Origin of the sequence: Streptomyces sp. IBSNAI002, assembly GCF_052244475.1 — a bacterium.
GTDB lineage: Bacteria > Actinomycetota > Actinomycetes > Streptomycetales > Streptomycetaceae > Streptomyces.
Genome location: NZ_JBQPXG010000002.1, coordinates 6,898,136 through 6,922,984, shown reverse-complemented (window position 1 = coordinate 6,922,984; position 24,849 = coordinate 6,898,136). Strand labels below are relative to the sequence as shown.

Annotated in this window: 18 protein-coding genes, 1 tRNA gene and 3 pseudogenes; 15 read left to right on the top strand and 7 right to left on the bottom strand. The window is 73.1% G+C overall.

Annotated features, from left to right (window positions below):
• Positions 1 to 88: 88 nt before the first annotated feature.
• Positions 89 to 1,465: a M20/M25/M40 family metallo-hydrolase gene (locus ACTVZO_RS32630; RefSeq protein ID WP_443301737.1), complete on the top strand. Its 1,377-nt coding sequence runs from the start codon at positions 89 to 91 to the stop codon at positions 1,463 to 1,465.
• A complete protein-coding gene (locus ACTVZO_RS32625; protein ID WP_443301736.1) occupies positions 1,462 to 2,994 on the top strand; it encodes a YfcC family protein in 1,533 nt (510 codons plus the stop codon). Before ACTVZO_RS32630 ends, ACTVZO_RS32625 begins: the two co-directional genes overlap by 4 nt.
• A 60-nt stretch (positions 2,995 to 3,054) precedes the next feature.
• Here ACTVZO_RS32625 and metG read toward each other — a convergent pair whose 3' ends face one another.
• A complete protein-coding gene (gene metG, locus ACTVZO_RS32620; RefSeq protein ID WP_443301735.1) occupies positions 3,055 to 4,770 on the bottom strand; it encodes a methionine--tRNA ligase in 1,716 nt (571 codons plus the stop codon).
• A 495-nt stretch (positions 4,771 to 5,265) separates the two neighbouring features.
• Here metG and ACTVZO_RS32615 point away from each other — a divergent pair, with 495 nt between their 5' ends.
• Both ACTVZO_RS32615 and ACTVZO_RS32610 read left to right on the top strand, forming a co-directional pair.
• Positions 5,266 to 5,853 (top strand): RNA polymerase sigma factor, encoded by a 588-nt coding sequence (locus ACTVZO_RS32615; RefSeq protein WP_443301734.1) that lies wholly within the window; start codon positions 5,266 to 5,268, stop codon positions 5,851 to 5,853.
• An 833-nt stretch (positions 5,854 to 6,686) separates the two neighbouring features.
• A pseudogene (locus ACTVZO_RS32610) lies at positions 6,687 to 7,406 on the top strand (IclR family transcriptional regulator domain-containing protein); the annotation flags it as partial.
• 441 nt (positions 7,407 to 7,847) lie between these two features.
• On the opposite strand, the gene ACTVZO_RS32605 reads toward ACTVZO_RS32610, so the two are convergent.
• Positions 7,848 to 7,932: transfer RNA gene (locus ACTVZO_RS32605), tRNA-Leu, on the bottom strand.
• Positions 7,933 to 8,089: 157 nt separating this feature from the next.
• Positions 8,090 to 9,031, bottom strand: a complete 942-nt coding sequence (locus tag ACTVZO_RS32600) for a beta-ketoacyl-ACP synthase III (RefSeq protein ID WP_443301733.1) — start codon at positions 9,029 to 9,031, stop codon at positions 8,090 to 8,092.
• 218 nt (positions 9,032 to 9,249) lie between these two features.
• On the opposite strand from ACTVZO_RS32600, the gene fdhD reads away from it, so the two are divergent.
• Positions 9,250 to 10,077, top strand: a complete 828-nt coding sequence (gene fdhD / locus ACTVZO_RS32595) for a formate dehydrogenase accessory sulfurtransferase FdhD (RefSeq protein ID WP_443301732.1) — start codon at positions 9,250 to 9,252, stop codon at positions 10,075 to 10,077.
• A 54-nt stretch (positions 10,078 to 10,131) separates the two neighbouring features.
• Here fdhD and ACTVZO_RS32590 read toward each other — a convergent pair whose 3' ends face one another.
• Both ACTVZO_RS32590 and ACTVZO_RS32585 read right to left on the bottom strand, forming a co-directional pair.
• Positions 10,132 to 10,563: a (2Fe-2S) ferredoxin domain-containing protein gene (locus ACTVZO_RS32590; RefSeq protein WP_443301731.1), complete on the bottom strand. Its 432-nt coding sequence runs from the start codon at positions 10,561 to 10,563 to the stop codon at positions 10,132 to 10,134.
• A gap of 9 nt (positions 10,564 to 10,572) precedes the next feature.
• Positions 10,573 to 11,616, bottom strand: coding sequence for a bile acid:sodium symporter family protein (locus ACTVZO_RS32585; protein WP_443303341.1), 1,044 nt, complete (start codon positions 11,614 to 11,616; stop codon positions 10,573 to 10,575).
• Between the two features lie 130 nt (positions 11,617 to 11,746).
• Here ACTVZO_RS32585 and ACTVZO_RS32580 point away from each other — a divergent pair.
• From ACTVZO_RS32580 to ACTVZO_RS32545, 8 genes and pseudogenes are all read left to right on the top strand, one after another.
• Positions 11,747 to 12,598 (top strand): annotated as a pseudogene (locus ACTVZO_RS32580) (LysR substrate-binding domain-containing protein).
• A 109-nt stretch (positions 12,599 to 12,707) separates the two neighbouring features.
• Positions 12,708 to 14,531, top strand: coding sequence for an AMP-dependent synthetase/ligase (locus ACTVZO_RS32575; protein ID WP_443301730.1), 1,824 nt, complete (start codon positions 12,708 to 12,710; stop codon positions 14,529 to 14,531).
• Positions 14,532 to 14,663: 132 nt separating this feature from the next.
• A complete protein-coding gene (locus ACTVZO_RS32570) occupies positions 14,664 to 15,932 on the top strand; it encodes an ABC transporter substrate-binding protein (protein ID WP_443301729.1) in 1,269 nt (422 codons plus the stop codon).
• Positions 15,933 to 15,941: 9 nt separating this feature from the next.
• Positions 15,942 to 18,689 (top strand): ABC transporter permease subunit, encoded by a 2,748-nt coding sequence (locus ACTVZO_RS32565; protein ID WP_443301728.1) that lies wholly within the window; start codon positions 15,942 to 15,944, stop codon positions 18,687 to 18,689.
• Positions 18,686 to 18,937, top strand: a pseudogene (locus ACTVZO_RS32560) (ATP-binding cassette domain-containing protein); the annotation flags it as partial. The gene ACTVZO_RS32565 and the pseudogene ACTVZO_RS32560, both read left to right, overlap by 4 nt.
• 65 nt (positions 18,938 to 19,002) lie before the next feature.
• Positions 19,003 to 19,470 carry an ATP-binding cassette domain-containing protein gene (locus ACTVZO_RS32555; protein ID WP_443301727.1) on the top strand — a complete coding sequence of 156 codons (468 nt, stop codon included), beginning with the start codon at positions 19,003 to 19,005 and terminating at the stop codon, positions 19,468 to 19,470.
• Positions 19,471 to 19,560: 90 nt separating this feature from the next.
• A complete protein-coding gene (locus tag ACTVZO_RS32550) occupies positions 19,561 to 20,409 on the top strand; it encodes an aldo/keto reductase (protein ID WP_443301726.1) in 849 nt (282 codons plus the stop codon).
• An 11-nt stretch (positions 20,410 to 20,420) separates the two neighbouring features.
• Positions 20,421 to 20,846 (top strand): RICIN domain-containing protein, encoded by a 426-nt coding sequence (locus ACTVZO_RS32545; protein ID WP_443301725.1) that lies wholly within the window; start codon positions 20,421 to 20,423, stop codon positions 20,844 to 20,846.
• 72 nt (positions 20,847 to 20,918) lie between these two features.
• Here ACTVZO_RS32545 and ACTVZO_RS32540 read toward each other — a convergent pair whose 3' ends face one another.
• On the bottom strand, positions 20,919 to 21,224 hold the full coding sequence (locus tag ACTVZO_RS32540; protein WP_443301724.1) for a 4a-hydroxytetrahydrobiopterin dehydratase: 306 nt from the start codon (positions 21,222 to 21,224) through the stop codon (positions 20,919 to 20,921).
• Positions 21,225 to 21,410: 186 nt separating this feature from the next.
• On the opposite strand from ACTVZO_RS32540, the gene ACTVZO_RS32535 reads away from it, so the two are divergent.
• Positions 21,411 to 23,216: a hydroxysqualene dehydroxylase gene (locus ACTVZO_RS32535; RefSeq protein WP_443301723.1), complete on the top strand. Its 1,806-nt coding sequence runs from the start codon at positions 21,411 to 21,413 to the stop codon at positions 23,214 to 23,216.
• 39 nt (positions 23,217 to 23,255) lie between these two features.
• Positions 23,256 to 24,053, top strand: coding sequence for a helix-turn-helix domain-containing protein (locus ACTVZO_RS32530; protein WP_443301722.1), 798 nt, complete (start codon positions 23,256 to 23,258; stop codon positions 24,051 to 24,053).
• On the opposite strand, the gene ACTVZO_RS32525 is transcribed toward ACTVZO_RS32530, so the two are convergent.
• On the bottom strand, positions 24,039 to 24,455 hold the full coding sequence (locus ACTVZO_RS32525; protein ID WP_443301721.1) for a hypothetical protein: 417 nt from the start codon (positions 24,453 to 24,455) through the stop codon (positions 24,039 to 24,041). The two genes, ACTVZO_RS32530 and ACTVZO_RS32525, sit on opposite strands and share 15 nt — an antisense overlap.
• Positions 24,456 to 24,849 lie beyond the last annotated feature (394 nt).

Here is a 24,849-nt window from a genome sequence, read left to right as displayed (position 1 = left end):
CGGTTCACCCGTCCGGCTCCGTCCGCCACGGCACCCCCGCCCGCCCCGCCCCATGATCGGAGCACCAGCAGCGGAGGGACGGTGGCGGATGGAACGGGACGGCCTCGGGCACCGGGTGGACGCCCTGATGGACGGGCTGCGGGCCGATCTGGAACGGCTGGCGGCCATCCCGTCGGTCGCTTTCCCGGGTTTCCCGCCCGAACCGGTCCTGGAGGCGCACGACCTGATCGTCTCCCTGCTGCGCGGGGCGGGCGTGCCCGCCATCGAGCGGATCGACCTCCCCGACACCGCCCCGGTGATCTACGCGGAGATCCCGCCGCCCGGTCCGGACGCCCCCACCGTCCTGCTCTACGGGCACTACGACGTCCAGCCGGCCGGCGACGAGGCCCTGTGGCTCTCCCCGCCCTTCCGAGCGACCCCGGTGCCCGGCGGCGGGCTGCGGGCCCGCGGCATCGCCGACGACAAGTCGAACGTGATCGCCCACCTCGGCATGCTGCGGCTGTACGGCGGCCGGCCGCCCGTCGGGATCAAGCTGGTGATCGAGGGGCAGGAGGAGTACGGCAGCCCCTTCGACGACCATCCGCCCACCGACCCGGGGCGGTTCGCCTGCGATGCCATGGTGATCGCCGACATCGGCAACCTGCGGCCGGGCACCCCGACCCTGACCACCGGCCTGCGCGGCGCCTGCGAGGTGCTGGTGGAGGTGCGCACCCTCGACGAGCCCCGCCACAGCGGGGCGTTCGGCGGCGCCGCCCCCGACGCCCTGCTCGTCCTCCTGCGCGCCCTGGCCACCCTGCACGACGCCGCCGGGGACGTGGCCGTACCGGGCCTGCGCCGCGACCCCTGGGACGGGACGGACTACACCGAGGGGGAGTTCCGCGAGCTCGCCGCCGTCCGGGACCGGCTCCCCCTCCTCGGCACGGGCTCCCTCGGCGAGCGGCTCTGGAGCGGTCCGGCCGTCACCGTCATCGGCCTCGACGCGCCCGGCGTGGACCACGCGGCCTCGGCGGTGGTCCCGTACGCCCGGGCCAAGGTGAACCTCCGGTTCCATCCGCTCCAGGACCCGTACGAGGCACGGGCCGCCCTGGTGCACCACCTGCGCGCGCAGCGCCCCTTCGGGATCCCGCTCACCGTCACCCCGGGCGACACCGGCCCGGGCTTCGAGGCCCGCACGGGCGGGCCCGCGTACCGCGCCGCGCTCACCGCGCTGAAGGAGGCCTGGGGCACGGAGGCCTCGTTCATCGCCACGGGCGGCTCGATCCCGCTGGTGAACGGCCTCGCCAAGGCGGCCCCCGACGCCGAGGTGCTGCTGTTCGGGGCGCAGGACGGCATGTGCAACCTGCACGCGCCCAACGAGCGGGTCCTGCTGTCGGAGCTGCGCAACACGGTGGTGGCGATGGCCGCCTTCGTACGGGAGTACGCGGCGGACTTCGCGGCCACCCGCGCGCCGGGAGGCACCCGGTGACGACCGCGCCACCGGTGCCCGCGCCCGAGGGCGAACCGCCCGCGCCGCCACGGAAGTTCGCGTTCCCCAGCGCGCTGACGATCCTGGCGATCGTCACGGTGGCGGTCTGGCTGCTGGCCTTCCTCGTCCCGGCGGGCCAGTACGACCGCGACGGCCGCGGCGCCCCCGTCTCCGGCACCTACCACCGGGTCGACGACACGCAGAGCTTCACGCAGCGGCTGAACGACCTCTTCCTCTCCCCCGTCAACGGTCTGTACGGCATCCAGGACCCCGGGTCGGGCGAGGTCGGCCCGAGCTTCGCCGGCGAACTGTACGGCAGCGCGGGCGTCTTCCTCTTCGTCCTCGCGATCGGCGCGTTCATCACCGTGGTCTTCGCCACCGGCGCCCTGGACCGCGGCATCGCCCGGCTCGCGCACCGGCTGCGCGACCGCGGCGGGCTGCTGATCGCCGCCGTGATGCTGGTGTTCTCCGTCCTCGGCACGGTGGAGGGCTTCGCCGAGGAGACCCTGGGCTTCTACGGCCTGCTGGTGCCGATGATGCTGGCCCTCGGCTACGACCGGCTCGTGGCCGTCGGCGCCTCGATCCTGGGTGCGGGCATCGGCGTGCTGTGCTCCACCGTGAACCCGTTCGCGACCGGTGTGGCCTCCTCGGCCGCCGACATCTCGCTGGGCGACGGCATCGTGCTGCGGTTCGCGATGTGGGTGGTGCTGACGACGGTGACGATCCTCTACGTCGTCCGGTACGCGAGGCGGGTCCAGCGGGACCCCGCCAAATCCCTGTGCGGCTTCCTGCCGGGCGACCGCGAGCAGAAGGCCACCGGCGCCGACGAGGTGGAGCCCGAGCTGACCCGGCTGCACCGGACGGTGCTGGTCCTGCTCGTCCTGGTGTTCACCTTCATGATCTTCTCGGTGGTCCCCTGGTCCGGCGCGCTGACCGGCGCGGCGGACGCGGTCCCGTACGCCTGGGAGCTGGACTGGTCCTTCCCGCAGCTCTCCGCGCTCTTCCTGTGCGCGGCGGTGCTGGTGGGTCTGGTGGCACGGATGGGAGAGGCGAAGCTCAGCTCCACGATCATCCAGGGCGCCGCGGACTTCATCTCGCCGGCCCTGGTCATCATGCTGGCCCGCGGGGTCACCGTCATCATGAACAACTCGAAGATCACCGACACGGTGCTCCACTCCATCGAGGGGGTGGTCCAGGGCACCTCGTCCGGCGTCTTCGCGGTGATCGTTTTCGTGGTCAACCTCCCGCTGGCCTTCCTGATCCCCTCCACCTCCGGCCACGCCACCCTCGCCATGCCGATCCTGGCCCCGCTCGCGGACTTCGCGGGCGTCTCGCGCGCGGTGGTGGTCACCGCCTGGCAGTCGGCCAGCGGCTGGATGAACCTCTGGGTGCCCACGACGGCCGTGACGATCGGCGGTGTGGCGCTGGCCAAGGTCGGCTACGACAAGTACCTGCGCTTCGTCTGGCCTCTGCTGGCCATCCTCTTCGTGCTGATCTGCGGCTTCCTCGTGCTGGGCGCGGCGATGTGAGCCCGGGTACGCCGGAGGGGCGCGGCCACGGCTGGTCGCGCCCCTCCGGTCGGACGTCCGTCAGACGGCGTCGGTGCCGCCGAACCGCTCGCGGTAGGACTCCAGGTCCTCCTCGGTGACCCGGGCGAAGAGCACCGGCGGCACGGTGAACGGGGTGCCGGCCGGGACCGCGTCCAGCGACCTGGCCTGCTCCGGGGTGACCCAGGCGGCCGTGTCGCCGGCCAGCTCGAACGCGGAGCGCATGGCGCGCGCCGAGGCCGGGATGAACGGCTCGGAGACCACCGAGTAGAGGTGGATGAGGTTCATCGCGGTGCGCAGGGTGAGCGCCGCGCCCTCCAGGTCGGTCTTGACCTCCAGCCAGGGGGCCTTCTCGTCCAGGTAGGCGTTGCCGGCCGACCACAGGGCGCGCAGCGCGGCCGCGGCCTTGCGGTACTGGAGGGACTCCATGTGGCCCTCGTACTCGGCCAGCAGCTCGGCGATCTGCTCGCCCAGCTTGGCCTCGGCCTCGCCGGCGGCGGTGCCGGCGGGGACCTCGTCGCCGAACTTCTTGCGGGAGAAGGTCAGTACGCGGTTGACGAAGTTGCCGAGGGTGCCGCCGAGGTCCTTGTTGACCGTGGCGGCGAAGTGCTCCCACGTGAAGGACGAGTCGTCGGACTCGGGCGCGTTGGCGATGAGGAAGTAGCGCCAGAAGTCGGCCGGGAGGATCTCCAGCGCCTGGTCGGTGAAGACGCCGCGCTTCTGCGAGGTGGAGAACTTGCCGCCGTAGTACGTCAGCCAGTTGAAGGCCTTGACGTAGTCGACCTTCTTCCAGGGCTCGCGGGTGGCCAGCTCGGTGGCGGGGAACATCACCGTGTGGAACGGGACGTTGTCCTTGGCCATGAACTGCGTGTAGCGGACGTCCTCGGCCTCGTACCACCACGACTTGTAGTCGCGGTTCGCCGGGTCCAGGTCCGACCACTCCTTCGTCGCGCCGATGTACTCGATCGGGGCGTCGAACCAGACGTAGAAGACCTTGCCCTCGGCGGCCAGTTCGGGCCAGGTGTCGGCCGGGACCGGGACGCCCCAGTCGAGGTCACGGGTGATGGCGCGGTCGTGCAGGCCCTCGGTCAGCCACTTGCGGGCGATGGAGGAGGCGAGCTGCGGCCACTCCTCCTCGTGCTCGGAGACCCAGGCCTCGACCTCGTGCTGCAGGGCGGACTGGAGCAGGAAGAGGTGCTTGGTCTCGCGTACCTCGAGCTCGGTGGAGCCGGAGATCGCCGAGCGGGGCTCGATCAGGTCCGTGGGGTCCAGGACGCGGGTGCAGTTCTCGCACTGGTCGCCGCGGGCCTTGTCGTAGCCGCAGTGCGGGCAGGTGCCCTCGACGTAGCGGTCCGGCAGGAAACGGCCGTCGACCGGCGAGTACACCTGCCGGATCGCGCGCTCCTCGATGAAGCCGTTCTCCTGGAGCCTGCGGGCGAAGTGCTGGGTGATCTCGCGGTTCTGCTCCGAGGAGCTGCGGCCGAAGTAGTCGAAGGACAGCTCGAAGCCGTCGTAGACCGCCTTCTGGGCGTCGTGGGCCTGCGCGCAGAACTCGGCGACCGACAGACCGGCCGCCTTGGCGGCGAGTTCGGCGGGGGTGCCGTGCTCGTCGGTGGCGCAGATGTAGAGGACGTCGTGGCCGCGCTGGCGGAGGTACCGGGAGTACACATCCGCCGGAAGCATCGACCCGACCATGTTGCCCAGGTGCTTGATCCCGTTGATGTAGGGAAGCGCGCTGGTGATCAGGTGTCGAGCCATCCTCGGATGCTCCATTTCGTATGTGCGGTACAACGTGACGTGACGGATTGTGAGTGCGGTTCATCGTATCGAACCGCCGAAAGGCCCCGCGCCGCATTTGTTCTGGGTGGACGTAACACAAAAGCGAGGGTGGTGACCTCTGCGTCACGGCCCTCGCGATGGCGCCCATGCTACAGCCGGTCGGCCGCGCACCCGACAGGCGGTCGTACGACGGACCTCCGGGGGGCGTACGACGCGCATCCGCGTCGCACCGGCGGGCGCGGGACCAGCCGCTGTCACCCGCCGTGCACTGCCATCTGCGCGAGGCATATGCATATGCGCTGGCTGAACGCCTGCGTGATCGCCCTCGATCACGACTCGATCATCACCGAACGTAATATTTCCAGGTTTCTTCTCTGCGCCCTCCGAGTGCGCCCGCGCTGATTTCCTGGTGCGCGGCACAGGGGATGAGGTGGAACGGTGAGCGATGGCGGACCGGAGGAGTCCGGTGGGGCCGTGGGACTGCCGAGCCGGCGCCGGCGGCCGACGCCCATGAGCCAGTGGGATCCGACGGCGCGCCTGTCGTACTGGGCCTTCCACGCCAACCGGCGGCCCGCGTACATGCGCTTCGCGTATCTGCAGCTGGGCTCCGACGAGGCGGCCGAGGAAGCGGTGGACGCCACCTTCGACTCGATCATGGGCGAGTGGCTCCGCATGCTCCACATGGACCGGCTCGACGCGTACGCGTGGACCGTGCTCAAACAGTGCCTGGCCGAACGCCGGCACCGGCGCCACCCCTGGCAGCCGTACCGGCCCGAGCCGGTGGACATCAGCGCCTTCGAGGCCGCCCTGAAAGAGGCCCACGCCGATCAGTACGAGGTGCTGACCGACACCATCCGTTTCTACTCCGCCGTCTCCCGGCTGGCCGAGCGGCAGCGCGACGCGGTGCTGCTGCGGTACGGGCTCCAGTGCACCCCCGGCGAGGCCGCCGCCGTGATGGGCGTCGACGAGGCCACGGTCCGCTCGTACCTCGGCCAGGCCCACCGGCGCCTGGCCCGGCTGCTCGACACCTCCGTGGACACCGCCGGCCCGGCCGAATCATGAGGCCCTACGAACGCCGCCGACCGCAGGACGGCGAACAGACCCCCCGCTCCCTGGCCGAGTTCCTCGCCCGGGCGGGCGTCCGCGACCGCTATCCGCACTACGACCTGGGCGCGGCCGAGGCCCGGCTGCTGCGGGCCACCCCGCACGCGCCCGCCGCCGGCCACCGCGCCCGCCGCCGGTCGGTGTTCGGCTGGAGCGACCCGGCGCGGGACTGCCCGCTCGAATCGGAGCGGGCCCGGCGCGACCTCAAGGCCGCCTGCCTGGCCGCCGTGTGCGGTCCGAAGGCGGAGGAGCAGCTCGGCTCCTTCGTCTCCAGCCGGCACACCGACCTGGCCGGCGCGGTCGTCTTCGGCTGTCTGCTGCACCTGGCCGGGATGCGCGAAGGGGCGCGGTTCTGGTGGCAGTTCGCCGCCGGTTCGGGCCGGGCACGCACCGCCCCGGCCGCGTACTGCCTCTTCCTCGACCACTCCCGGCGCGGTGAGCACCACGACGCCCGGCTGTGGGCGCGCGAGCTGGTCCGCCGCGGCTTCCGGCCGGGCGGCCGCCGGGACCTGCGGGAGGTGCGGCTCTGTGCGCAGGCCGCGGTCCTGCGGTACGTCGACCAGCTGGACGATCCCGACCTGGGCCCGGTGCCGCTGCCCAGGCCCGGACTGCCGGGGGTGCTGGCCGCGTTCCGGCCGCCGGCGGCCCTGGGCGCGGCCGCCCCGGCCGGCGCCCCCGCGGCCGCGGACGCGGCCGTGACCGTACCGCCGCTCTCGGCGGGCCCGCTGCGCCACCCGGCGCTGACGGCCGCGGCCCGCGGGACCGTCGTCCAGGCCGGGACCGGCGAGGCACTGGCGGAGGCGCGGCGCGCGCTGGCCGTCGTACGGGTCCTGGAGCAGTACCCCCTGGGCGTGCGGGCCGGCCGGCTCGCACGGACGTCGGGCCTGACCGAGGAAGCGCTCGGCCCGCTGCTGTCGATGCTGTGCGAGGAGGAGTACGCGTACCGCCCGGCCGCGGGGGTGTACGCGCGCGGACCGGCCCTGGACCGGCTCGCGGCCCCCGGCGGCCACGGTCTGGCGGGCCAGCTCCAGCGCACGCTGGCCCTGGCCCGGGACAGCGCGGGCGCCGCCGTCTACCTGAGCCGGTACGCGGAGGGCGAGGTCCGCATCACGCAGATGGCGGACGGGCCCGGCACCCCGCCGGTGCGGGAGTGGGTGGACTTCCGGGCCGCCGCCCACGCCAGCGCCGTGGGCAAGTGCCTGCTCACCCAGCTCGACCACGACCGCCGCGCCGACCACGTGGCCCGGCACCGCCCGGCCCGGCTCACCCCGCGGACGATCACGGACAGCCGCACCCTGTTCACCGCTCTGGACTCGGTGGCACCGGGCGCACCCGTCTTCGACCTGCTCGAGTACTCCCCCGGCGTGGTCTGCTCGGCGGTCCCGATCGCGGCCGGCGACGCCGCCGGGAGCCTCGCCCTCTCGCTGCCCGCGGCTCATGCGCACCGGCTGGCCGCGGCCACCGAGGCGCTGCGCCGCAAGGCCGTTCCGGTGCTGCTCGCCCTGCTCCTGTCGGGCGCGATCCCGCCGGACGTCCCGGCCGCCCCGCCCGGGGAGCGGGCCCCCGCCCGGCCGGGCACCGCCGAGGCCCCGGACTCCTCGGCCGCGGACTCGCCGGCTCCGTCGCCGCGGCCCGAGCGGGGGCGGGCGCCGCTCACCCCGGAGACCCTGCGGCACCTCAGGCGCCTCTTCCGCACCCCGGTGACCGGCACGACCGGCTCGCCCGACGGCCCCCACCTGGTCAGCGACACCACCTCCGCGGCGGCGTACCTGTTCGACGCACTCCCGGACACCGGCCAGCCGTGCCTGTCCCTGCCGCACACCTTCACCCAGGTCGCCCCGGGCACCCTGGCCACCCCGACGGGTCTGGTGGTCCTGGGCCCCTGACCACCGTCCCGCGGACCGTCCCCGGGACAACGAAAAGGACCCCGCCGCAGCGGGGTCCTTCTTCTGTGTCCGAGGGGGGACTTGAACCCCCACGCCCGATAAAGGGCACTAGCACCTCAAGCTAGCGCGTCTGCCATTCCGCCACCCGGACCAGGTGGTCGGCCCCGGTTTCCCGCGGCGACATGGACAACAATAGCAAAGGATCGGCTGGGTTCCGACCACTTATCCGAGCGGCTGCCGTCCGCCACGCCGTGCTGACCTGCACGCATGCCGCGGCGGGCGTGGCGATACGGTGCGTCTCGCCCGGGTCAGGGGCAGCGGACGACCTGGCCCGCGTAGGACAGGTTCCCGCCGAAACCGAAGAGGAGCACGGGGGCTCCCGTGGGGATCTCGCCGCGCTGCACCAGCTTGGACAGCGCCATCGGGATGCTGGCGGCCGAGGTGTTGCCCGAGTCGACCACGTCGCGGGCGACGACGGCGTTGACGGCGCCGATCCTGGCGGCGAGCGGCTCGATGATCCGCAGGTTCGCCTGGTGCAGGACGACCGCGGCCAGCTCCTCCGGGACGACCCCGGCCTTCTCGCACACCTTGCGGGCCAGCGGCGGGAGCTGGCTGGTGGTCCAGCGGTAGACCGACTGCCCCTCCTGCGCGAAGACCGGCGGCGAGCCCTCGATCCGCACGGCGTTGCCCATCTCGGGGACCGAACCCCACAGCACCGGGCCGATGCCCGGCTCGTCGGCGGCCTCGACCACGGCGGCGCCGGCGCCGTCACCGGTGAGCACGCAGGTGCTGCGGTCGCTCCAGTCGGTGATCTCGGTCATCTTGTCGGCGCCGATGACCAGGGCGCGGGAGGCGGAGCCGGCCCGGATGGCGTGGTCGGCGGTGGCCAGGGCGTGCGTGAAGCCCGAGCAGACGACGTTGATGTCCATCACGGCGGGGCCGCCGCCCATGCCCAGCTTGGCGGCGACGCGCGCGGCCATGTTGGGCGAGCGGTCGATGGCGGTGGAGGTGGCGACCAGGACCAGGTCGATGTCGTCCGGGGTCAGGCCGGCGCCGGCCAGGGCCTTGCCCGCCGCCTGGAAGGCCAGCTCGTCCACCGGTTCGTCCGGACCCGCGATGTGGCGCGTCTTGATGCCGACCCGGGACCGGATCCATTCGTCAGTCGTGTCGACCATGGCCGCGAGGTCCTCGTTGGTGAGCACTTTCGCGGGCTGGTAGTGCCCTAGCGCCACCACGCGTGAACCGGTCATGGGCGGGGTCCCCCCTCGTTACGGAAGTCAGGATCACCCAGCTTTGCCTGCTACCGGCGGGTACGTGTGCGCGTGACCCGACAGGATTCCGGTGCCGGAATTTGGAGATTCCCGAGGATCCGGCAGCCGGGGAGGGTGGGGGAAGCGGAACCGCGACAATGAGGTTGTCGGACACGGACAGAAACCGCAAACAAAAACGAAAGGGTGTACTGATCGCCATGGGACGGGTCACCGAGCGTCGTCGTGTAGTCCGGATCCGGAACGGCGTGGTGGGGGTCCGCCCGGACACGCTGGTCGCCGAGGAGCCGCTGGAGATACGGCTGAACGGCAAGCCGCTGGCGATCACGATGCGCACCCCGGGGGACGATTTCGCGCTCGCGGTGGGCTTCCTGGTGAGCGAGGGCGTGCTCGCCCGCTCCTCGGACGTGCGGGCCGTCACCTACTGCGAGGGGGCGGCCGAGGACGGCACCAACACCTACAACGTGGTCAATGTGCAGCTGGCGGCCGGGGTTCCCCTACCGGACATCACGCTGGAGCGGAACGTCTACACCACCTCCTCCTGCGGCCTGTGCGGCAAGGCCAGCCTGGACGCCGTCCGCACGGCGGCCCGCTTCCCGACGCCGGGCGCCGACCCCGTACGGATCTCCGCGGATCTCCTGGCCGCGCTGCCGGACCGGCTGCGCGCGGCCCAGAAGGTCTTCGACCGCACGGGCGGGCTGCACGCGGCCGGCCTGTTCTCGGCGGGCGGTGAGCTGCTGGACCTGCGCGAGGACGTGGGCCGGCACAACGCCGTGGACAAGATCGTCGGGCGGGCGCTCCGGTCCGGCGGCCTCCCGCTGACCGGCTCGGTGCTGCTGGTGTCGGGCCGGGCCTCCTTCGAGCTCGCCCAGAAGGCCGTGATGGCGGGCATCCCGGTCCTGGCGGCGGTCTCGGCCCCGTCCTCGCTGGCGGTGGACCTGGCCCTGGAGACGGGCCTGACCCTGGTCGGCTTCCTGCGGGGCCCGGACATGAACATCTACGCGGGCGAGGAACGCATCACGACGTGAGCGCCGGGCCGCCGCCGCTGTCCCGGCCGCCGTCGCATTCTCGCCGCCGCCGGTTCAACGCCCGCGGCGGGTGCGGCGGGTGGCGCGGGCGGCCGGGGCGGGGGCCGGCGGTGCGATGCGGTGCAGGTCCAGGGCGGGCGGGACCGGTGTGGTGCCGGGGCCGCCCGATTCGGCCCAGGCGATGATCTCGTCGGTGGCCGTGTCGTCCAGCGCCCAGCCGAACCAGGCCGCGCGGGCTCCGCGGCGGCGGGCCTCGGTGGTGGGCTGGACCACGATCACGTTGGCCTGGGCGCAGGGGCCGAGGCATTCGCTCGTACGGACGGCCAGCCGTCCCCCGGAGGCGGCCGCGGCCTCGCGCAGCCGGGCGAGCTGCCCGGCGTGGTCGGTACCGGGGTTCTTGCGGGGGTCGCCGCAGCAGCAGCCGCGGCAGACCACGAGGGTGCAGGGGCGTTCGGCGTGGGCGCCGTTCGGGCGTATCCAGGTCACCACCGAACGTTATCGGGCCTGACCCGTGGGCTGTTGGGACGCGGGCGAGACCTCCGCCACACGGTCGGCGGCGGCTTCGGGGCCCACCGGATCGGCGGCGCGGCGGCGAGCGAGGACCGCGCAGACCATCAGCTGCATCTGGTGGAACAGCATCAGCGGCAGCACCGCGAGGCTCGCCTGCGCCCCGAACAGCACGCTGGCCATGGGGAGTCCGGCGGCCAGGCTCTTCTTCGACCCGGCGAACTGGATGGCGATGCGGTCCGCCCGCCCGAAGCCCAGGCGCTTCGCCCCGTACCAGGTGACGAGCAGCATGACGGCGAGGAGCACGGCCTCCACCGCCATCAGGGCGCCCAGCCTGGCCGGGCTCACCTGGTGCCAGACCCCGGCGGCCATGCCCGCACTGAAGGCGGCGTAGACGACGAGCAGGATCGAGCCGCGGTCGACGTAGCCGAGGACCGGCCGGTGGCGTACGAGGAAGCCGCCGACCCAGCGGCGCAGGAACTGCCCGAGGAGGAAGGGCAGGAGGAGCTGGAAGACGATCTTGAGGACGGAGTCCAGGGAGAAGCCGCCCGCGTCGCCGCCGAGCAGGCCGGCGGCGAGGAGGGGGGTGAGGAGGATGCCGGCGAGGCTGGAGAAGGAGCCGGCGCAGATCGCGGCCGGGACGTTGCCGCGGGCGATCGAGGTGAAGGCGATGGAGGACTGGATGGTCGAGGGGACCAGGCAGAGGAAGAGCAGTCCGCTGTAGAGGGGCTGGGTGAGCACCCCGGGGACCAGGCCCCCGGCGGCGAGGCCGAGGAGGGGGAAGAGAACGAAGGTGCAGGCGAGCACGGTGAGGTGCAGCCGCCAGTGGCGCAGGCCGTCGAGGGCCTCACGGGTGGAGAGCCGGGCCCCGTAGAGGAAGAACAGCAGGGCCACGGCCGCGGTGGAGGCGCCGTCGGCGACGGTGGCGGCCGCGCCGCGGGCGGGGAACAGCGCGGCGAGGCCGACGGTGCCGAGGAGCGCCAGGACGTACGGGTCCAGGGGCAGCCAGGCGGGGAGGTGCGGGCGGCGCATCTGCGGGGTGCTCACTTGCTCTCGGGGAACGGTCTCCCTCCCATCGTCGGGGGTGCCATGGTGATCGGGAAACCCGCACACCACACTCACTGTCATCGTGATTCGCGATGGGCGCGGTAGCGTGGGCGGCATGTACGACCCCGTCCAGCTGCGCACGTTCCTCACGGTGGCGCAGACGCTCAGCTTCACGCAGGCCGCCGGGCGGCTCGGCGTACGGCAGTCCACGGTCAGCCAGCACGTGCGGCGGCTGGAGGAGGCGACGGGGCGGCCGCTGTTCCTGCGCGACACGCACAGCGTGGAACTGACGGAGGACGGCGAGGCGCTGCTGGGCTTCGCGCGCACGATCCTCGAGGCGCACGAGCGGGCGGCGGCCTTCTTCACGGGGACCCGGCTGCGGGGGCGGCTGCGGTTCGGGGCCTCGGAGGACTTCGTGCTGACCCGGCTGCCGGAGATCCTGGAGGGGTTCCGGCACCAGCATCCCGAAGTGGACCTGGAGCTGTCGGTGGAGCTGTCGGGCACGCTGCACGAGCGGCTGGACGCGGGGCGGCTCGACCTGGTGCTGGCGAAGCGGCGGGGGCCGGGCGACGAGCGGGGCCGGCTGGTGTGACGGGACCGGATGGTGTGGATCGGGGCGGAGGGGCTGCGAGTGGATCCGGAGCGGCCGGTGCCGCTGATCGTCTTCCCGCCGCCGGGGATCACCCGGGCGCGGGCACTGGAGGTGCTGGAGCGGGACGGGCGGCGGTGGCGGATCGCCTGTACGAGCGGCAGCCTGAGCGGGCTGATCGCGGCGGCCCGGGCGGGGCTGGGCGTGATGGCGCACACCCGGGGGCTGATCCCGCCGGGGCTGGTCCGCGTCGGCGGGCTGCCGGAGCTGGGCTCGGTGGAGTTCGCGCTGCTGCGCGGCGCCCGCGTACCGGCCGCCGCCGAGGCCCTGGCCTCGGCGATCCTCTCGGGGGCGGACCGCCTCAGCCGCACGGCGTGACCCGCGTACCGAACCCCGCTGAGGAGGTCTTGTGGAGGTATGCGCAGGCTGATCAACTGCCGTTCGGCGTGGGGTAGCGTCGCCGCGCCGTACGGAGAGGAGCGGGGCCTTGCGCGAGATCACCGTCCCACCTGTCGTCACGGGCGCGCCCGTCGGCGGTCTGGCCGACTCCGTCTTCCGCCATGCGCACGAGGACCCGGACCGGGTGGTCCTGGGCCGCAAGACCGGCGGCGTCTGGCGGGACGTGACCTCCGGGGAACTGGCCGCCGAGGTGCTCGCGCTCGCCAAGGGGCTGCTGGCGCAGGGCGTGCGGTTCGGGGACCGGGTCGCCGTCATGTCCCGTACCCGCTACGAGTGGACCCTCTTCGACTTCGCCCTGTGGGCGGTCGGCGCCCAGCCCGTGCCGGTCTATCCGACCTCGTCTGCCGAGCAGGTGCAGTGGATCCTGCACGACTCGCAGTGCACGGCCTGCGTCGTCGAGAACGAGGACCAGGCCATGACGGTGGGCTCGGTGGTCGACCGGCTGCCCCGGCTGCGGCTGCTGTGGCAGCTCGACGCGGGGGCCGTGGACGCGCTGGTCGCCGACGGGCACGGGGTCGCGGAGGACGTCGTGCACCGCCATCGCGGCGCGGTGACCCCGGACGCGGTCGCGACCGTCATCTACACCTCGGGGACCACCGGGCGGCCCAAGGGGTGCGTGCTCACGCACGCCAACTTCATGTTCGAGGCCGACACGATGGTCAGCCGCTGGGAGTCCGTCTTCCAGGCGGGTCCGGGCGAGCAGCCGTCGACCTTGCTCTTCCTGCCGCTGGCCCACGTCTTCGGGCGGATGGTGGAGGTGGCCGCCATCCGGTCGCGGGTCAAGCTCGGGCACCAGCCGCAGCTGACGGCGGCCGAGCTGCTGCCGGAGCTGGCGGCGTTCCGGCCGACCTTCGTGCTCGGGGTCCCGTACGTCTTCGAGAAGGTCTTCGCGGCCGCCCGGCGCAAGGCGGAGGCGGAGGGGCGTACGGGACCCTTCGACCGGGCGGTGGAGACGGCCGTGCGGTATGCGCAGGCGCGCGAGCAGAAGGCCTTCGGCAGCGGGCCGGGGCCCTCCGCGGGGCTGCGGGTGGAGCACCAGGTCTTCGAGAAGCTGGTGTACGGGAAGGTCCGCTCGGCGATGGGCGGCCGGGTGCGGCACGCCATGTCGGGCGGGTCGGCGATGTCGCGCCGCCTCGGACTGTTCTTCGACGGGGCCGGGATCACGGTGTTCGAGGGGTACGGGCTGACCGAGTCCAGCGCGGCGGCCACGGCGAACCCGCCGGGGGCGACCAAGTACGGCACGGTGGGCCCGCCGATCCCGGGCGGCACGGTGCACATCGCGGACGACGGGGAGGTCTGGCTGCACGGCGCCCACGTCTTCTCCGGCTACCTCAACGACCCGCGCGGTACGGAGGAGGTGCTGCGCGGCGGCTGGCTGGCGACGGGGGACCTGGGGCGGCTGGACGAGGACGGCTACCTGACCATCACGGGCCGCAAGAAGGAGATCCTGGTGACCTCCAACGGCAAGAGCGTGCAGCCGGCCGCGCTGGAGGAGCGGGTCCGCTCGCATCCGCTGGTGGCCCAGTGCGTGCTGGTGGGCAACGACCGGCCGTACATCGCGGCCCTGATCACGCTGGACCCGGAGGGGATCGCGCACTGGCTGTCGATGCGCGGCCTGCCGCAGCGGCCGCCGGCGGAGCTGGTGCACGACACGGACCTGTCGGCGGAGGTCCGACGGGCGGTGGTGGCGGCCAACACCCTGGTCTCGCAGGCGGAGGCGATCCGCACCTTCCGGGTGCTGCCCGAGCAGTTCAGCGAGGAGCGGGGGCTGCTGACGCCCTCCCTGAAACTCAAGCGCCGGGCGATCGAGAAGGCGTACGCGATGGAGGTCGCGGCCCTGTACCAGTCGTGAGCAGGCTGGTTCCCGGACCGGGACGCCCCGCCCAGCATTTCTGACGGTTCGTCACATAGACGCTGCCGCTGATATTGACGATGCGTCAGGTCGCACACAGAATGCGGGGATTCGACCGGAGGGGATCCCCAGATGTCGCGACCGATCCGCACCCTTGCCGCCGCGGCGGCAGTCCTCGCACTCGTCTCCGCCTGCAACTCCGCCTCCACCAACGGCAACGACATCGGCAGGCCGGGCGACAAGCCCGGGGACCGCCGCGGGGTGACCGCCGAGTCGATCAAGGTCGGCGGCATCGTGTCGATGACCAGCGCGAGCGGCTACAGCAAGAAGGACACCGATCTCGGCGCCAAGGCGCGCTACATGAGGGCCAACGCCGAGGGAGGCGTCAACGGCCGGAAGATCGACTACCTCGGCGCGGAGGACGACGGCCAGGACCCCTCGAAGAACATGGCGGCCGCCCGCAAACTCGTCCAGCAGGACAAGGTCTTCGCGGTCGCCCCCATGAGCTCGGTGACCTTCTCGGGCGCCGACTTCCTGGAACAGGAGAAGGTCCCCACCTTCGGCTGGGGCACCCTGCCCTCCTTCTGCGGGCCCAAGTACATCTACGGCTTCAACGGCTGCCTGGTCCCCACCCCCGGCGGCACCATCAACCAGACCTGGCCCGAGGGCATCGGACAGCTGCTCGGCGGGGCCCAGGGCAAGTCCGTGGCGATCATCGCCAACGACAGCGACGCCGGGAAGTTCGGCATCCGCACCTTCCAGCAGGGCTTCGCCAGCGCCGGGTTCACCGTCTCCTACGCCAAGGCCTCCGTGCCCGGCACCGCCGTGCCCAGCGACTGGTCGGCGTACGTGAAGGAGATCCTCGGGAGCAACGGCGGCAAGGCGCCCGACGCCGTGATCTCCGTCATGCAGACCCCCAACAACATCGGGCTGTTCACCGCCCTCAAGCGCGGCGGCTACCAGGGCCTGCTCTCCGACCCCACCGACTACGACCCGGGCCTGCTCGCCAAGGACGCCACCAAGCAGGCCCTCGACGGGGTGCACGTGCTGCTCCAGTTCGAGCCCTTCGAGTCGGACAGCCCGAAGATGGCCCGGTTCAAGGCCGACATCAAGGCCGCGGCGGGCGGGCAGGACGTGCCGCTCAACATGCACATGCTCACCGGCTACATGTCGGCCGACCTCTTCGTCGCCATCGCGCAGAAGGCCGGCACGGACCTGACCGTCGAGTCCTTCCAGGCCGCCGCACAGAACTTCTCCGACACCGGCACGCTCGTCGGCGACCGGGCGGAGCCCAAGGGGCAGAAGGACAGCTTCGGCTGCGGGGCGCTCGTACAGCTGAAGAACGGCGCGTACGAGGTCTCCGTCCCGTTCAAGTGCCACGAGCCCATCCCCTTCAAGTAGGTCCGCACCATGGGAGATCTGCTCGTCTTCGTCCTGAGCGGCCTGGTCTCCGGCGCCCTGTACGCACTGCTCGCCACCGGGCTTGTGCTGTCGTACTCGGCGTCCGGGCTGTTCAACTTCGCGCACGGGGCCACCGCCTACCTGTGCGCGCTCACCTTCTACGAGCTGCACTCGGGCCTGGGCTGGCCGGCGGTCCCCACGGCGCTGCTCGTGGTGTGCGTGCTGGCCCCCGGACTCGGCTGGGGGCTGGACCGGCTGATGTTCCGGTGGCTCGCGCGGGTCGGCGAGACGGCGCAGATCGTGGCGACCATCGGACTGCTGGTGGCCCTGCCGGCGGCCGGGCTGTGGGTGGTGGAGCTGCTGGCGGACGCGGGCGCGCCCGTGAAGCCCGCCGAGAACCAGTTCGGGCTGCCCGGGGTCGGACCGAGCCCCGCGAAGTCCTGGCAGCTCGCGGAGGGCGTCGGCATCGACTCCGACCAGCTGATCACCTGGGTGGTGACGGCGGTCGTGGCGGTGGCCCTGTGGGTGCTGATGCGGCACACCCGGCTCGGGCTGCTGCTGCGGGCCGCGGTGGACAACCGCGCGCTGACCGAGCTGCGCGGGATCAGCGCCGACCGGCTCTCCTCGGTGGCCTGGATGATCGCCTCGGCGCTGGCCGGGCTGGCGGGCGTGCTCGCGACGCCGCTGCTGGGGCTGTCCGCGCACGACTTCACCCTGTTCCTGTTCGTCTCGGCCACGGCGGCGGTCATCGGACGGTTCGCGTCCGTGCCGCTCGCCTTCGCGGGCGGGCTGGGACTCGGGGTGCTGCAGAACCTGGTGGCCGGATACGCCTCCTTCGCCGAGGGGATCACCGGCTTCCGTACGGCGGTGCCGTTCCTGATCCTGTTCGCGGGCCTGCTGGTGATGACGCGCAGGGCGCGGACGGCGGGGGTGGCGGCCGTGGACACGCCGCCGGTCGACCATCTGGCCGGGGCGGCGTGGGGGCGGCGGTGGGGGGTGTGGGCGGCGGGCGCGGCAGCACTGTGCGTCGCCTTCTACACCGTGACCACCCCGTTCTGGAGCGGGCTGCTGGCACAGGGGCTGGCCATCGGGCTGGTGTTCATGTCCTTCACCGTGGTGACCGGGCTCGGGGCGATGGTCTCGCTGGCCCAGGGCACCTTCGTGACCGGGGCCGCACTGGTGGCCGGGCTGCTGATGAGCCGGGGCTGGCCGTTCGTGGCGGCGCTGGCGGCCGGGACGTGCGTGGCCGCCGTGCTGGGGGCGCTGGTCGCGCTGCCGGCGCTGCGGCTGGGCGGGCGGTCGCTGGCGCTGGCCACGCTGGCCCTGGCGTTCCTCGCCGACCAGGTGCTGTTCCAGCTGCGGTGGCTGCGCAACGGGGACTCCGGATGGCCGGTCCCGCGGCCGGTGTTCGGGCCCGTGGACCTGACCGACGACCGGGCCCTGGGGGTGGCCCTGGTGGTCGTGGCCGCGGTGGTGGCGGCCGGGCTGAGCGCGCTGCGGGGGTCTCCGTCCGGGCGGGCGATGCTGGCCGTGCGGTCGGCGCCCGCGGCGGCGATGGCCTCGGGGGTGTCGGTCCTGCGGACGAAGCTGCTGCTGTTCACGCTGTCGGCGGGGCTGGCCGGGTTCGGCGGCGTGCTGTACGCCTCGTTCAACACCCGCATCACGGCCACGGACTTCACGGCGATGACGGGGCTGGTGTGGCTGGCGGTGGTGGTGGCGGCGGGTGTGCGGCGGCCGCAGTACGCGGTGGTGGCGGGGCTGGTGTTCGCCGTTGCTCCGCGGGTGCTGGCGGACTACGTGACGGCGTCGGCCCATCTGCCGGTGATCCTGTTCGGCTTGGCGGGGCTGGCCTTGGCCAACGATCCCGACGGCTACTGCGCGGCCGTCCCGGTCCGCCGGGCGAAGCGGAGGGCCGGGGGGCGCGGTCCCGCGGGGCTCTCCCCCGCCCCGCCCCGCCCCGAAACCGCGGGCTCCGCCCCCGTCCCCCCGCCCCGCGGCCCCGCCCCGGAGCCTTCGGGGGCTCCGGCCCCGGCTGCCGCCGGGGGGACCCCCCGCGCGGCCGCGGGGCCCGCGCTGGAGCTGCGCGGCGTCACGGCCGGGTACGACGGCGGGCTCGTGCTGCACGGTGTCGGGCTCGCCGTCCGCCGGGGGGAGATCCTCGCCGTGCTCGGCCCCAACGGCGCCGGCAAGAGCACCGCGTGCCGGGTGGCCGCCGGGGCGCTGGCCCCCACCGCGGGGGCGGTCCTCGTCGGCGGGCGGGACACGACCCGCGACGGGCCCGTGCGGCGGGCCCGGTCCGGAGTGCTGCTCGCCCCCGAAGGCCGGGGCATCTTCCCCGGGCTCACCATCGAGGAGAACCTGGCCCTGTACCTGCGGGACCCCGCCGCCCGCGCCGCCGTCTACGACCGCTTCCCGCGCCTCGCGGAACGCCGCTCGGTGGCCGCCGGGGCCCTGTCCGGCGGGGAGCAGCAGATGCTGGCGCTGGCCCCGCTGCTGCAGCGGCCGCCCGAGGTGCTGATCGCCGACGAGCCCTCGCTCGGGCTCGCCCCGCGCGTGGTCGAGGAGGTGTACGCGCTGCTCACCGAACTCCGCGACGCCGGGACCGCGCTGCTCCTGGTGGAGGAGAAGGCGGCGGAGATCTTCGGGATCGCCGACACCGTGGCCTACCTCTCCCAGGGCCGCGTCTCGTGGTGCGGCCCGCGTGCCGAGGTGGAGGCGGACCGGCTCACCGAGGCCTACCTGGGGATGGCGACATGAGCGGATACGTGCTGGAGGCCCGGGGCGTCGGCGTGCGCTTCGGCGGGGTCCGGGCCCTGACCGGGGTGGACCTCGGCGTCCGGGCGGGCGAGGTGTGCGGGCTGATCGGGCCGAACGGGGCCGGGAAGACCACGCTGTTCGACGTCCTGTCGGGGATCCGCCGACCCGACCGGGGGCGGCTGCTGCTCGACGGGGTGGACATCACCCGCCGTTCCCCCGTCTGGCGGGCCCGGCACGGGATGCGCCGGACCTTCCAGCGCCAGCAGCTGTTCGGCCAGCTGAGCGTGGCGGACAACCTGCTGGTGGCGCAGGAGTGGCGGGGCGGCGGGGGCGGGGCGGCGGGGGCGGGCCGGCCGCGGACCTGGTCGCCTTTCCGGCCCGGCGGTCCCGGGAGCGGGCGCGCCGGGAGCACGGCGAGCGGGTGCTGGCCGGCTGCGGGATCGGCGCGCTGGGGTCCTCGTACGCGGGCGGGCTGCCCGTCGGGCAGGCCCGGATGGTGGAGCTGGCGCGGGCGGTGGCCGATCCGCCGAGGGTGCTGCTGCTGGACGAGCCCGCGTCCGGGATGTCGGCGCCCGAGCGCGAGCGGCTGGCCTCGGTGGTCCGGCGCCTCGCGCGGGAGGAGGGCTGCGCGGTGCTGCTGGTCGAGCACAACGTGGCGTTCGTGATGGACCTGTGCGCACGGGTGGTCGTACTGGACCTCGGGTCGGTGCTCGCCGAGGGGCCGCCGGCCGCGGTACGGGCGGACCCGCTGGTGCGGGAGGCGTACCTCGGGACGGCGTGAGCCATCCGGGGTGGCGGGAATACGTCGCACGAGAGGCCGGTTGTCGCCCCTCGTACGACGACGCCCATCGACCCGAGGGAACGACCAGACGTGAACCAGGTCCCCACCGTCAAGCTCAACAACGGAACGCTGATGCCCCAGCTCGGCTTCGGCGTCTGGCAGGTGCCGGACGCGGAGGCGGAGCGGGCCGTCGCGACCGCGCTGGAGGCGGGCTACCGCAGCATCGACACGGCGGCCGTCTACGGCAACGAGGCCGGCACCGGCCGCGGGCTGGCCGCCTCCGGGCTCGCACGCGAGGAGCTGTTCGTCACCACGAAGCTGTGGAACGGCCCGAAGCGGTCCTGGAACCGGGACGCGGTGCTGCGCGCCTTCGACGATTCGCTCGCCAAGCTGGGCCTCGACCACGTCGACCTGTACCTGATCCACTGGCCGCGCCCGATGCGCGACGACTTCGTCTCCATCTGGCAGACCTTCGAGGAGATCGCGGCGGGCGGCCGGGCCAGGGCCGTCGGCGTGTCGAACTTCCGCCCGGCGGACCTGGACCGGCTGGCCGGGGCGAGTGCGCTGGTGCCGGCGGTGAACCAGATCGAGCTGCACCCGCTGTTCCCGCAGGACGAGCTGCGCGCGCTGCACGCGGAGCGCGGGATCACCACCGAGGCCTGGTCCCCGCTGGGCCAGGGCAAGGAGCTGCTGACGCTCCCGGCGGTGACCGCGATCGCCGCCAAGCACGGGCGCAGCGCCGCGCAGGTCGTGCTGCGCTGGCACCTGCGGAACGGCAACGTCGCGATCCCCAAGTCCGTGACCCCGTCCCGGATCCGGGAGAACCTGGACGTCTTCGGCTTCGAGCTGGACGCCGAGGACGCCGCCGCGCTGGACGCCCTGGGCGCGGGCTCCGCCGCCCGGCGGATCGGTCCGGACCCGGCCGTCTTCGACGTGTGAGCGGGCCCCGCGTGAACCTTGCCGAGGGGCTCTACCGGATCCGCAACGTGGACAGCGGCCTGGTGCTCCAGCTGGAGGGGGCCTCCCGGGTGCGGGTGGGCCCCGACGGGCCGCCCGCGCCGGAGGCGGCCCGCCGGTGGCGGATCTCGCCGGTGCACAGCGGCGGCGGGATCTTCCACGTCGTGAGCGAGGACAACGAGCGCCGCCTCGACGTCGCGAACGCCTCCACGGACAGCGGCGCCCGGGTGCAGGTGTGGCGGGCCAACGCCTTCGGCGCGCAGGAGTGGATCGTCGAGGAACACCTCGACGATCCGGGCGTGGTCTCCCTCATCGCGTGCATCAGCGACCTCGTCCTGGAGGCGGACGGCCAAGGCCGCGTCCGCCAGGGCGAGGACACCGACTCCCCGGCCCAGTGGTGGCGCCTGGAACCGGCCTGACCGCACCGGCTCGGGCGAGTTCGCCGTGCCGGACCCCGGCCTCGGCGCCGGGGTCCGGCAGGCGGTGTGCCGTCAGCTCGCGCCGTGGGCCGGGGCGAGGGATTCGACGCGCTCGGCGAGGGCGAAGTCGTTCGCCGTCACCACACCTCCCGCGTCGTGGCTGTTCACCGACAGCCGGACCGTGTTGTAGCCGAGGGTCAGGTCGGAGTGGTGGTTCAACTCCTCCTGGACGGAGGCGATGTGGGTGACGAGGGCGCTCGCCGCGAAGTGCGTGCCCAGCCGGTAGGTGCGGAAGATCCGGTCGTCTTCGAAGGCCCAGCCGGGGAGGTCCCGCAACCGGTCCTCGATCTCCTTCTGTGACAGCGGTTCACTCGGCATCCACCGGCTCCTTTTCCCCGTGACGTGGAGTCAAGGTTCCCACAGTGCGCGCCGGAGCGACCCTTTCGCGCCATAGTGCGCTCGGGTGCTTTCCGGGCCTTCCGCGCCCCACCCGGTCCCCTTAGGCTCCTGCGCCGGACGCGACTGTTACCAACGGTAACAAGGGGACGAAGGGGCGGCACCTCGATGGCGAGCACGGGAAGTTCCAGACGTACGTTCATCGCGGGCACCGCGGCCGCCACGGCCGGCGGAGCCCTGCCCGCGGCCCTGGCCGCGGCGCCGGCGGCCGCGGCGGAGGCGGGCGCCGGGACGGGTCCCGGGGCCGCGCCGAACGGCCGGCGCGTCGCCGTCCTCGGCGGCGGGGTGGCCGGGCTGACCGCGGCGCACGAACTCGCCGAGCGCGGCTACGCCGTCACCGTGTACGAACGCCGCGCGCTCGGCGGCAAGGCGCGCAGCATGGACGTGCCCGGCAGCGCCCGGGGCGGACGCCGCCCGCTGCCCGCCGAGCACGGATTCCGCTTCATCCCCGGCATCTACCACAACCTGCCCGACACCATGCGGCGCATCCCCTTCCCCGGGAACGCGAACGGGGTGTGGGACAACCTCGTCGCCCCGCGCGAGATGATGTTCGCCCGGGCGGGCGGCCGCGAGGACCTGCGCGGGCCCATCCCCTGGCCGGAGCACTCCCCCGCCGAGCTGACGCCCGAGGAGATCCGGCGCGCGCTCACCGGCATCCTGCAGTCGCTGGTCAGGCTGCCGCTGCACGAGACGGCGTACTTCGTCAACCGCGTGCTGGTCTTCCTCACCAGCTGCGACGAGCGGCGCAACGAGGTCTGGGAGCACACCCCTTGGTGGGACTTCGTGCGCGCGGCGCGGATGTCGAACGAGTACCAGCGGATCCTCGCCGTCGGCATCACCCGCAACATCGTCGCGACCAAGGCGGAGGAGGCCTCCACCCGGACCGTGGGCACCCTCGGCGAGGCCTTCGTCTTCAACCTGCTGGGCCGCGGCGCGGACGGTCCGCCGGACCGGATCCTCAACCTGCCCACCAACGAGGCGTGGATCGACCCGTGGGAGGCCCATCTGCGCTCGCTCGGGGTGGAGTTCAGGATCGGCTGGACCGTGCGGGAGGTGCAGTACGGCAGCGGCCGGGTGAGCGGGGTCGCCGTCCTGGACCCGTCCGGTGCGCGGCAGACCGTCACCGCCGACCACTACCTCTCGGCGCTGCCCGTCGAGCACGCCCGGCGCACGTGGAGCGCCGGGCTGCGGGCCGCCGATCCGATGCTGGGGCGCTGCGACAGGCTGGAGACGGACTGGATGACGGGGATCCAGTTCTATCTCACCGAACGGGCCCCGCTGGTGCACGGCCACCTCAACTGCATCGACTCCCCTTGGTCGTTGACGGCGATCCAGCAGGCCGAGCACTGGCCCTCCCGCGACTTCCCCGCCGACTACGGCGACGGCGCGGCGGTCGACTGCCTGTCGGTGGACGTCTCGGAATGGGACAAGCCCGGGATCCTGTACGGGAAGACGGCCAAGCAGTGCACCCGCGAGGAGGTGGCGCGCGAGGTGTGGGCCCAGCTGAAGGCCTCCCTCAACGACACCGGGAAGACGCTGCTGAGCGACTCCGCACTGCACTCGTGGTTCCTGGATCCGGGCGTGGACGGGCTGGGCACCCCCCATCCGACCAACGAGGACGAGCTGCTGATCCACCCGACCGGCACCTTCCACAACCGGCCGAGCGCGGGCACCCGCATCCCGAACTTCTTCCTCAGCGGGGACTACGTGGCGGTCGACATCGACCTGGCGACGATGGAGGGCGCGAACGCATCCGCCCGGGCCGCCGTCAACTCCCTGCTGGACCGGGACGGTTCGAGGGCCGACCGGTGCACGGTCAGGCCGCTGTACCGGGCCCCTGAGGTCGAGCCCGCCAAGCGGCACGACCTGTGGCGCTACCGGATGGGCCTGCGGAACGTCTTCGACCTGGGCTGACCGGGGCGGCGCGCGGCACGCTCGGCTACCGTCGAGGGCATGACCACCACGATGCCCACGGTCGGCACCCTGCTCCGTACGTGGCGGGAGCGGCGCGGCATCAGCCAGCTGGAGCTGGCGGGCCGCGCCGACTCCTCGTCCCGGCACATCAGCTTCATCGAGACCGGGCGGTCCCGGCCGAGCCAGGAGATGGTGCTGAGGCTCGCGGACCGCCTGGACGTGCCGGTGCGGGAGCGCAACGCCCTGCTCCTGGCAGCGGGTTACGCCCCGCACTACGCGCAGACCGCCCTGGACGACCCGTCCATGGCGGCGCTGCGCGAGGGCATCGAACGGCTGCTGACCGGCTATGAGCCCTACCCGGCGCTGGTCGTCGACGCCACCTATCACGTCGTCGCCGCCAACCGGGGCATCCTGATGCTGATGGACGGGCTGCCGGAGCACCTGCTGGCCCCGCCGCTGAACGCCATGCGGATCACCCTGCACCCCGAGGGCCTGGCCCCGCGGATCCGCAACCTCAGGGCGTGGCGCGGGCACCTGCTGGAGCAGATGGGGCGGCAGATCGCGCTGGCCCGGTCCGAGCCGCTGCGCGCCCTGTACGAGGAGGTCGCGGCCTATCCGGTCGCCGAGCGGGCCGGCGGCGAACCGGAGGCGGACGAACCCGTCCCGTACATCGCGCTCCCGCTCGTCATCGAGCACGACGGCCACGTGCTGTCCTTCGTGTCCTCGATCGCCACCTTCAACACGCCGATGGACGTGACCGTCGCCGAGCTGGCCATCGAGACGATGCTCCCGGCCGACCCGGCAACGGCGAAGTACCTTCGCTCACTTGACGGCTGAGCGCAGCGCGAGCTGCTGGAGCAGGGCGAATCCGGCGACGACGAGCGCCTGCGCCGGGATCCACACGGCCCCGGCGGCCGTCGGCGAGAACCAGACGGCGAGGGAGAGCAGGCTCAGCGCCGCCCAGGCGCAGTTGGTCTCGATCACGAGCTTCACCGGCAAGGCCGGCGGACGCCTGCGCGAGGCCAGCAGGCCCACGGCCGCGCCGTAGGCGACGAGCAGGATCCCGAGCCCCAGCAGCACCTGCTGCCCGACCCCGAGCAGCCGGCCCAGCGGGGCCGAGAAGGCGGCGTACGCCAGCCCGTTGCCGGTGGTGACCACGGAGTCGAGGGCGAGGAAGCGGCGCAGCACCGCCTGCGGTTCGGCGGTGCGGGCGATGCTGCCGATCAGGGTTGCGGACATGGGGAATCAGCCTCCGTCGAGGTCGGATACGGGAGGGGGCATCGGGTTCCGGATCCGAGTGCGCGGAACCGGAACCCGATGCCCCCAGCGTGCCGCCCGACCCCCGGCGGGGTCGATTACCTCTGAAGTAGGGCCCGTTGCGGTGCGGCCTCCGCCGGAGGGCCGCGACTACCAACCAGTAGCTTTGCGCCACTTGCGCTCAGCTCCGCCCAACAGGTGCCGCCGTGACCGAAATGAGATGTCATTCCGCTTCCCGGAATGGATCATTTCGCGCGCTTGCTGATGATTTTTGATCTTGTAGGGACGGCTACTTTCAAGCCAGTGATCACTTGCGATGTGCAGGTGACCGAATCGTCATCCCCTGGGGGGATCTTGCGTTACCGAAGAAGACCGG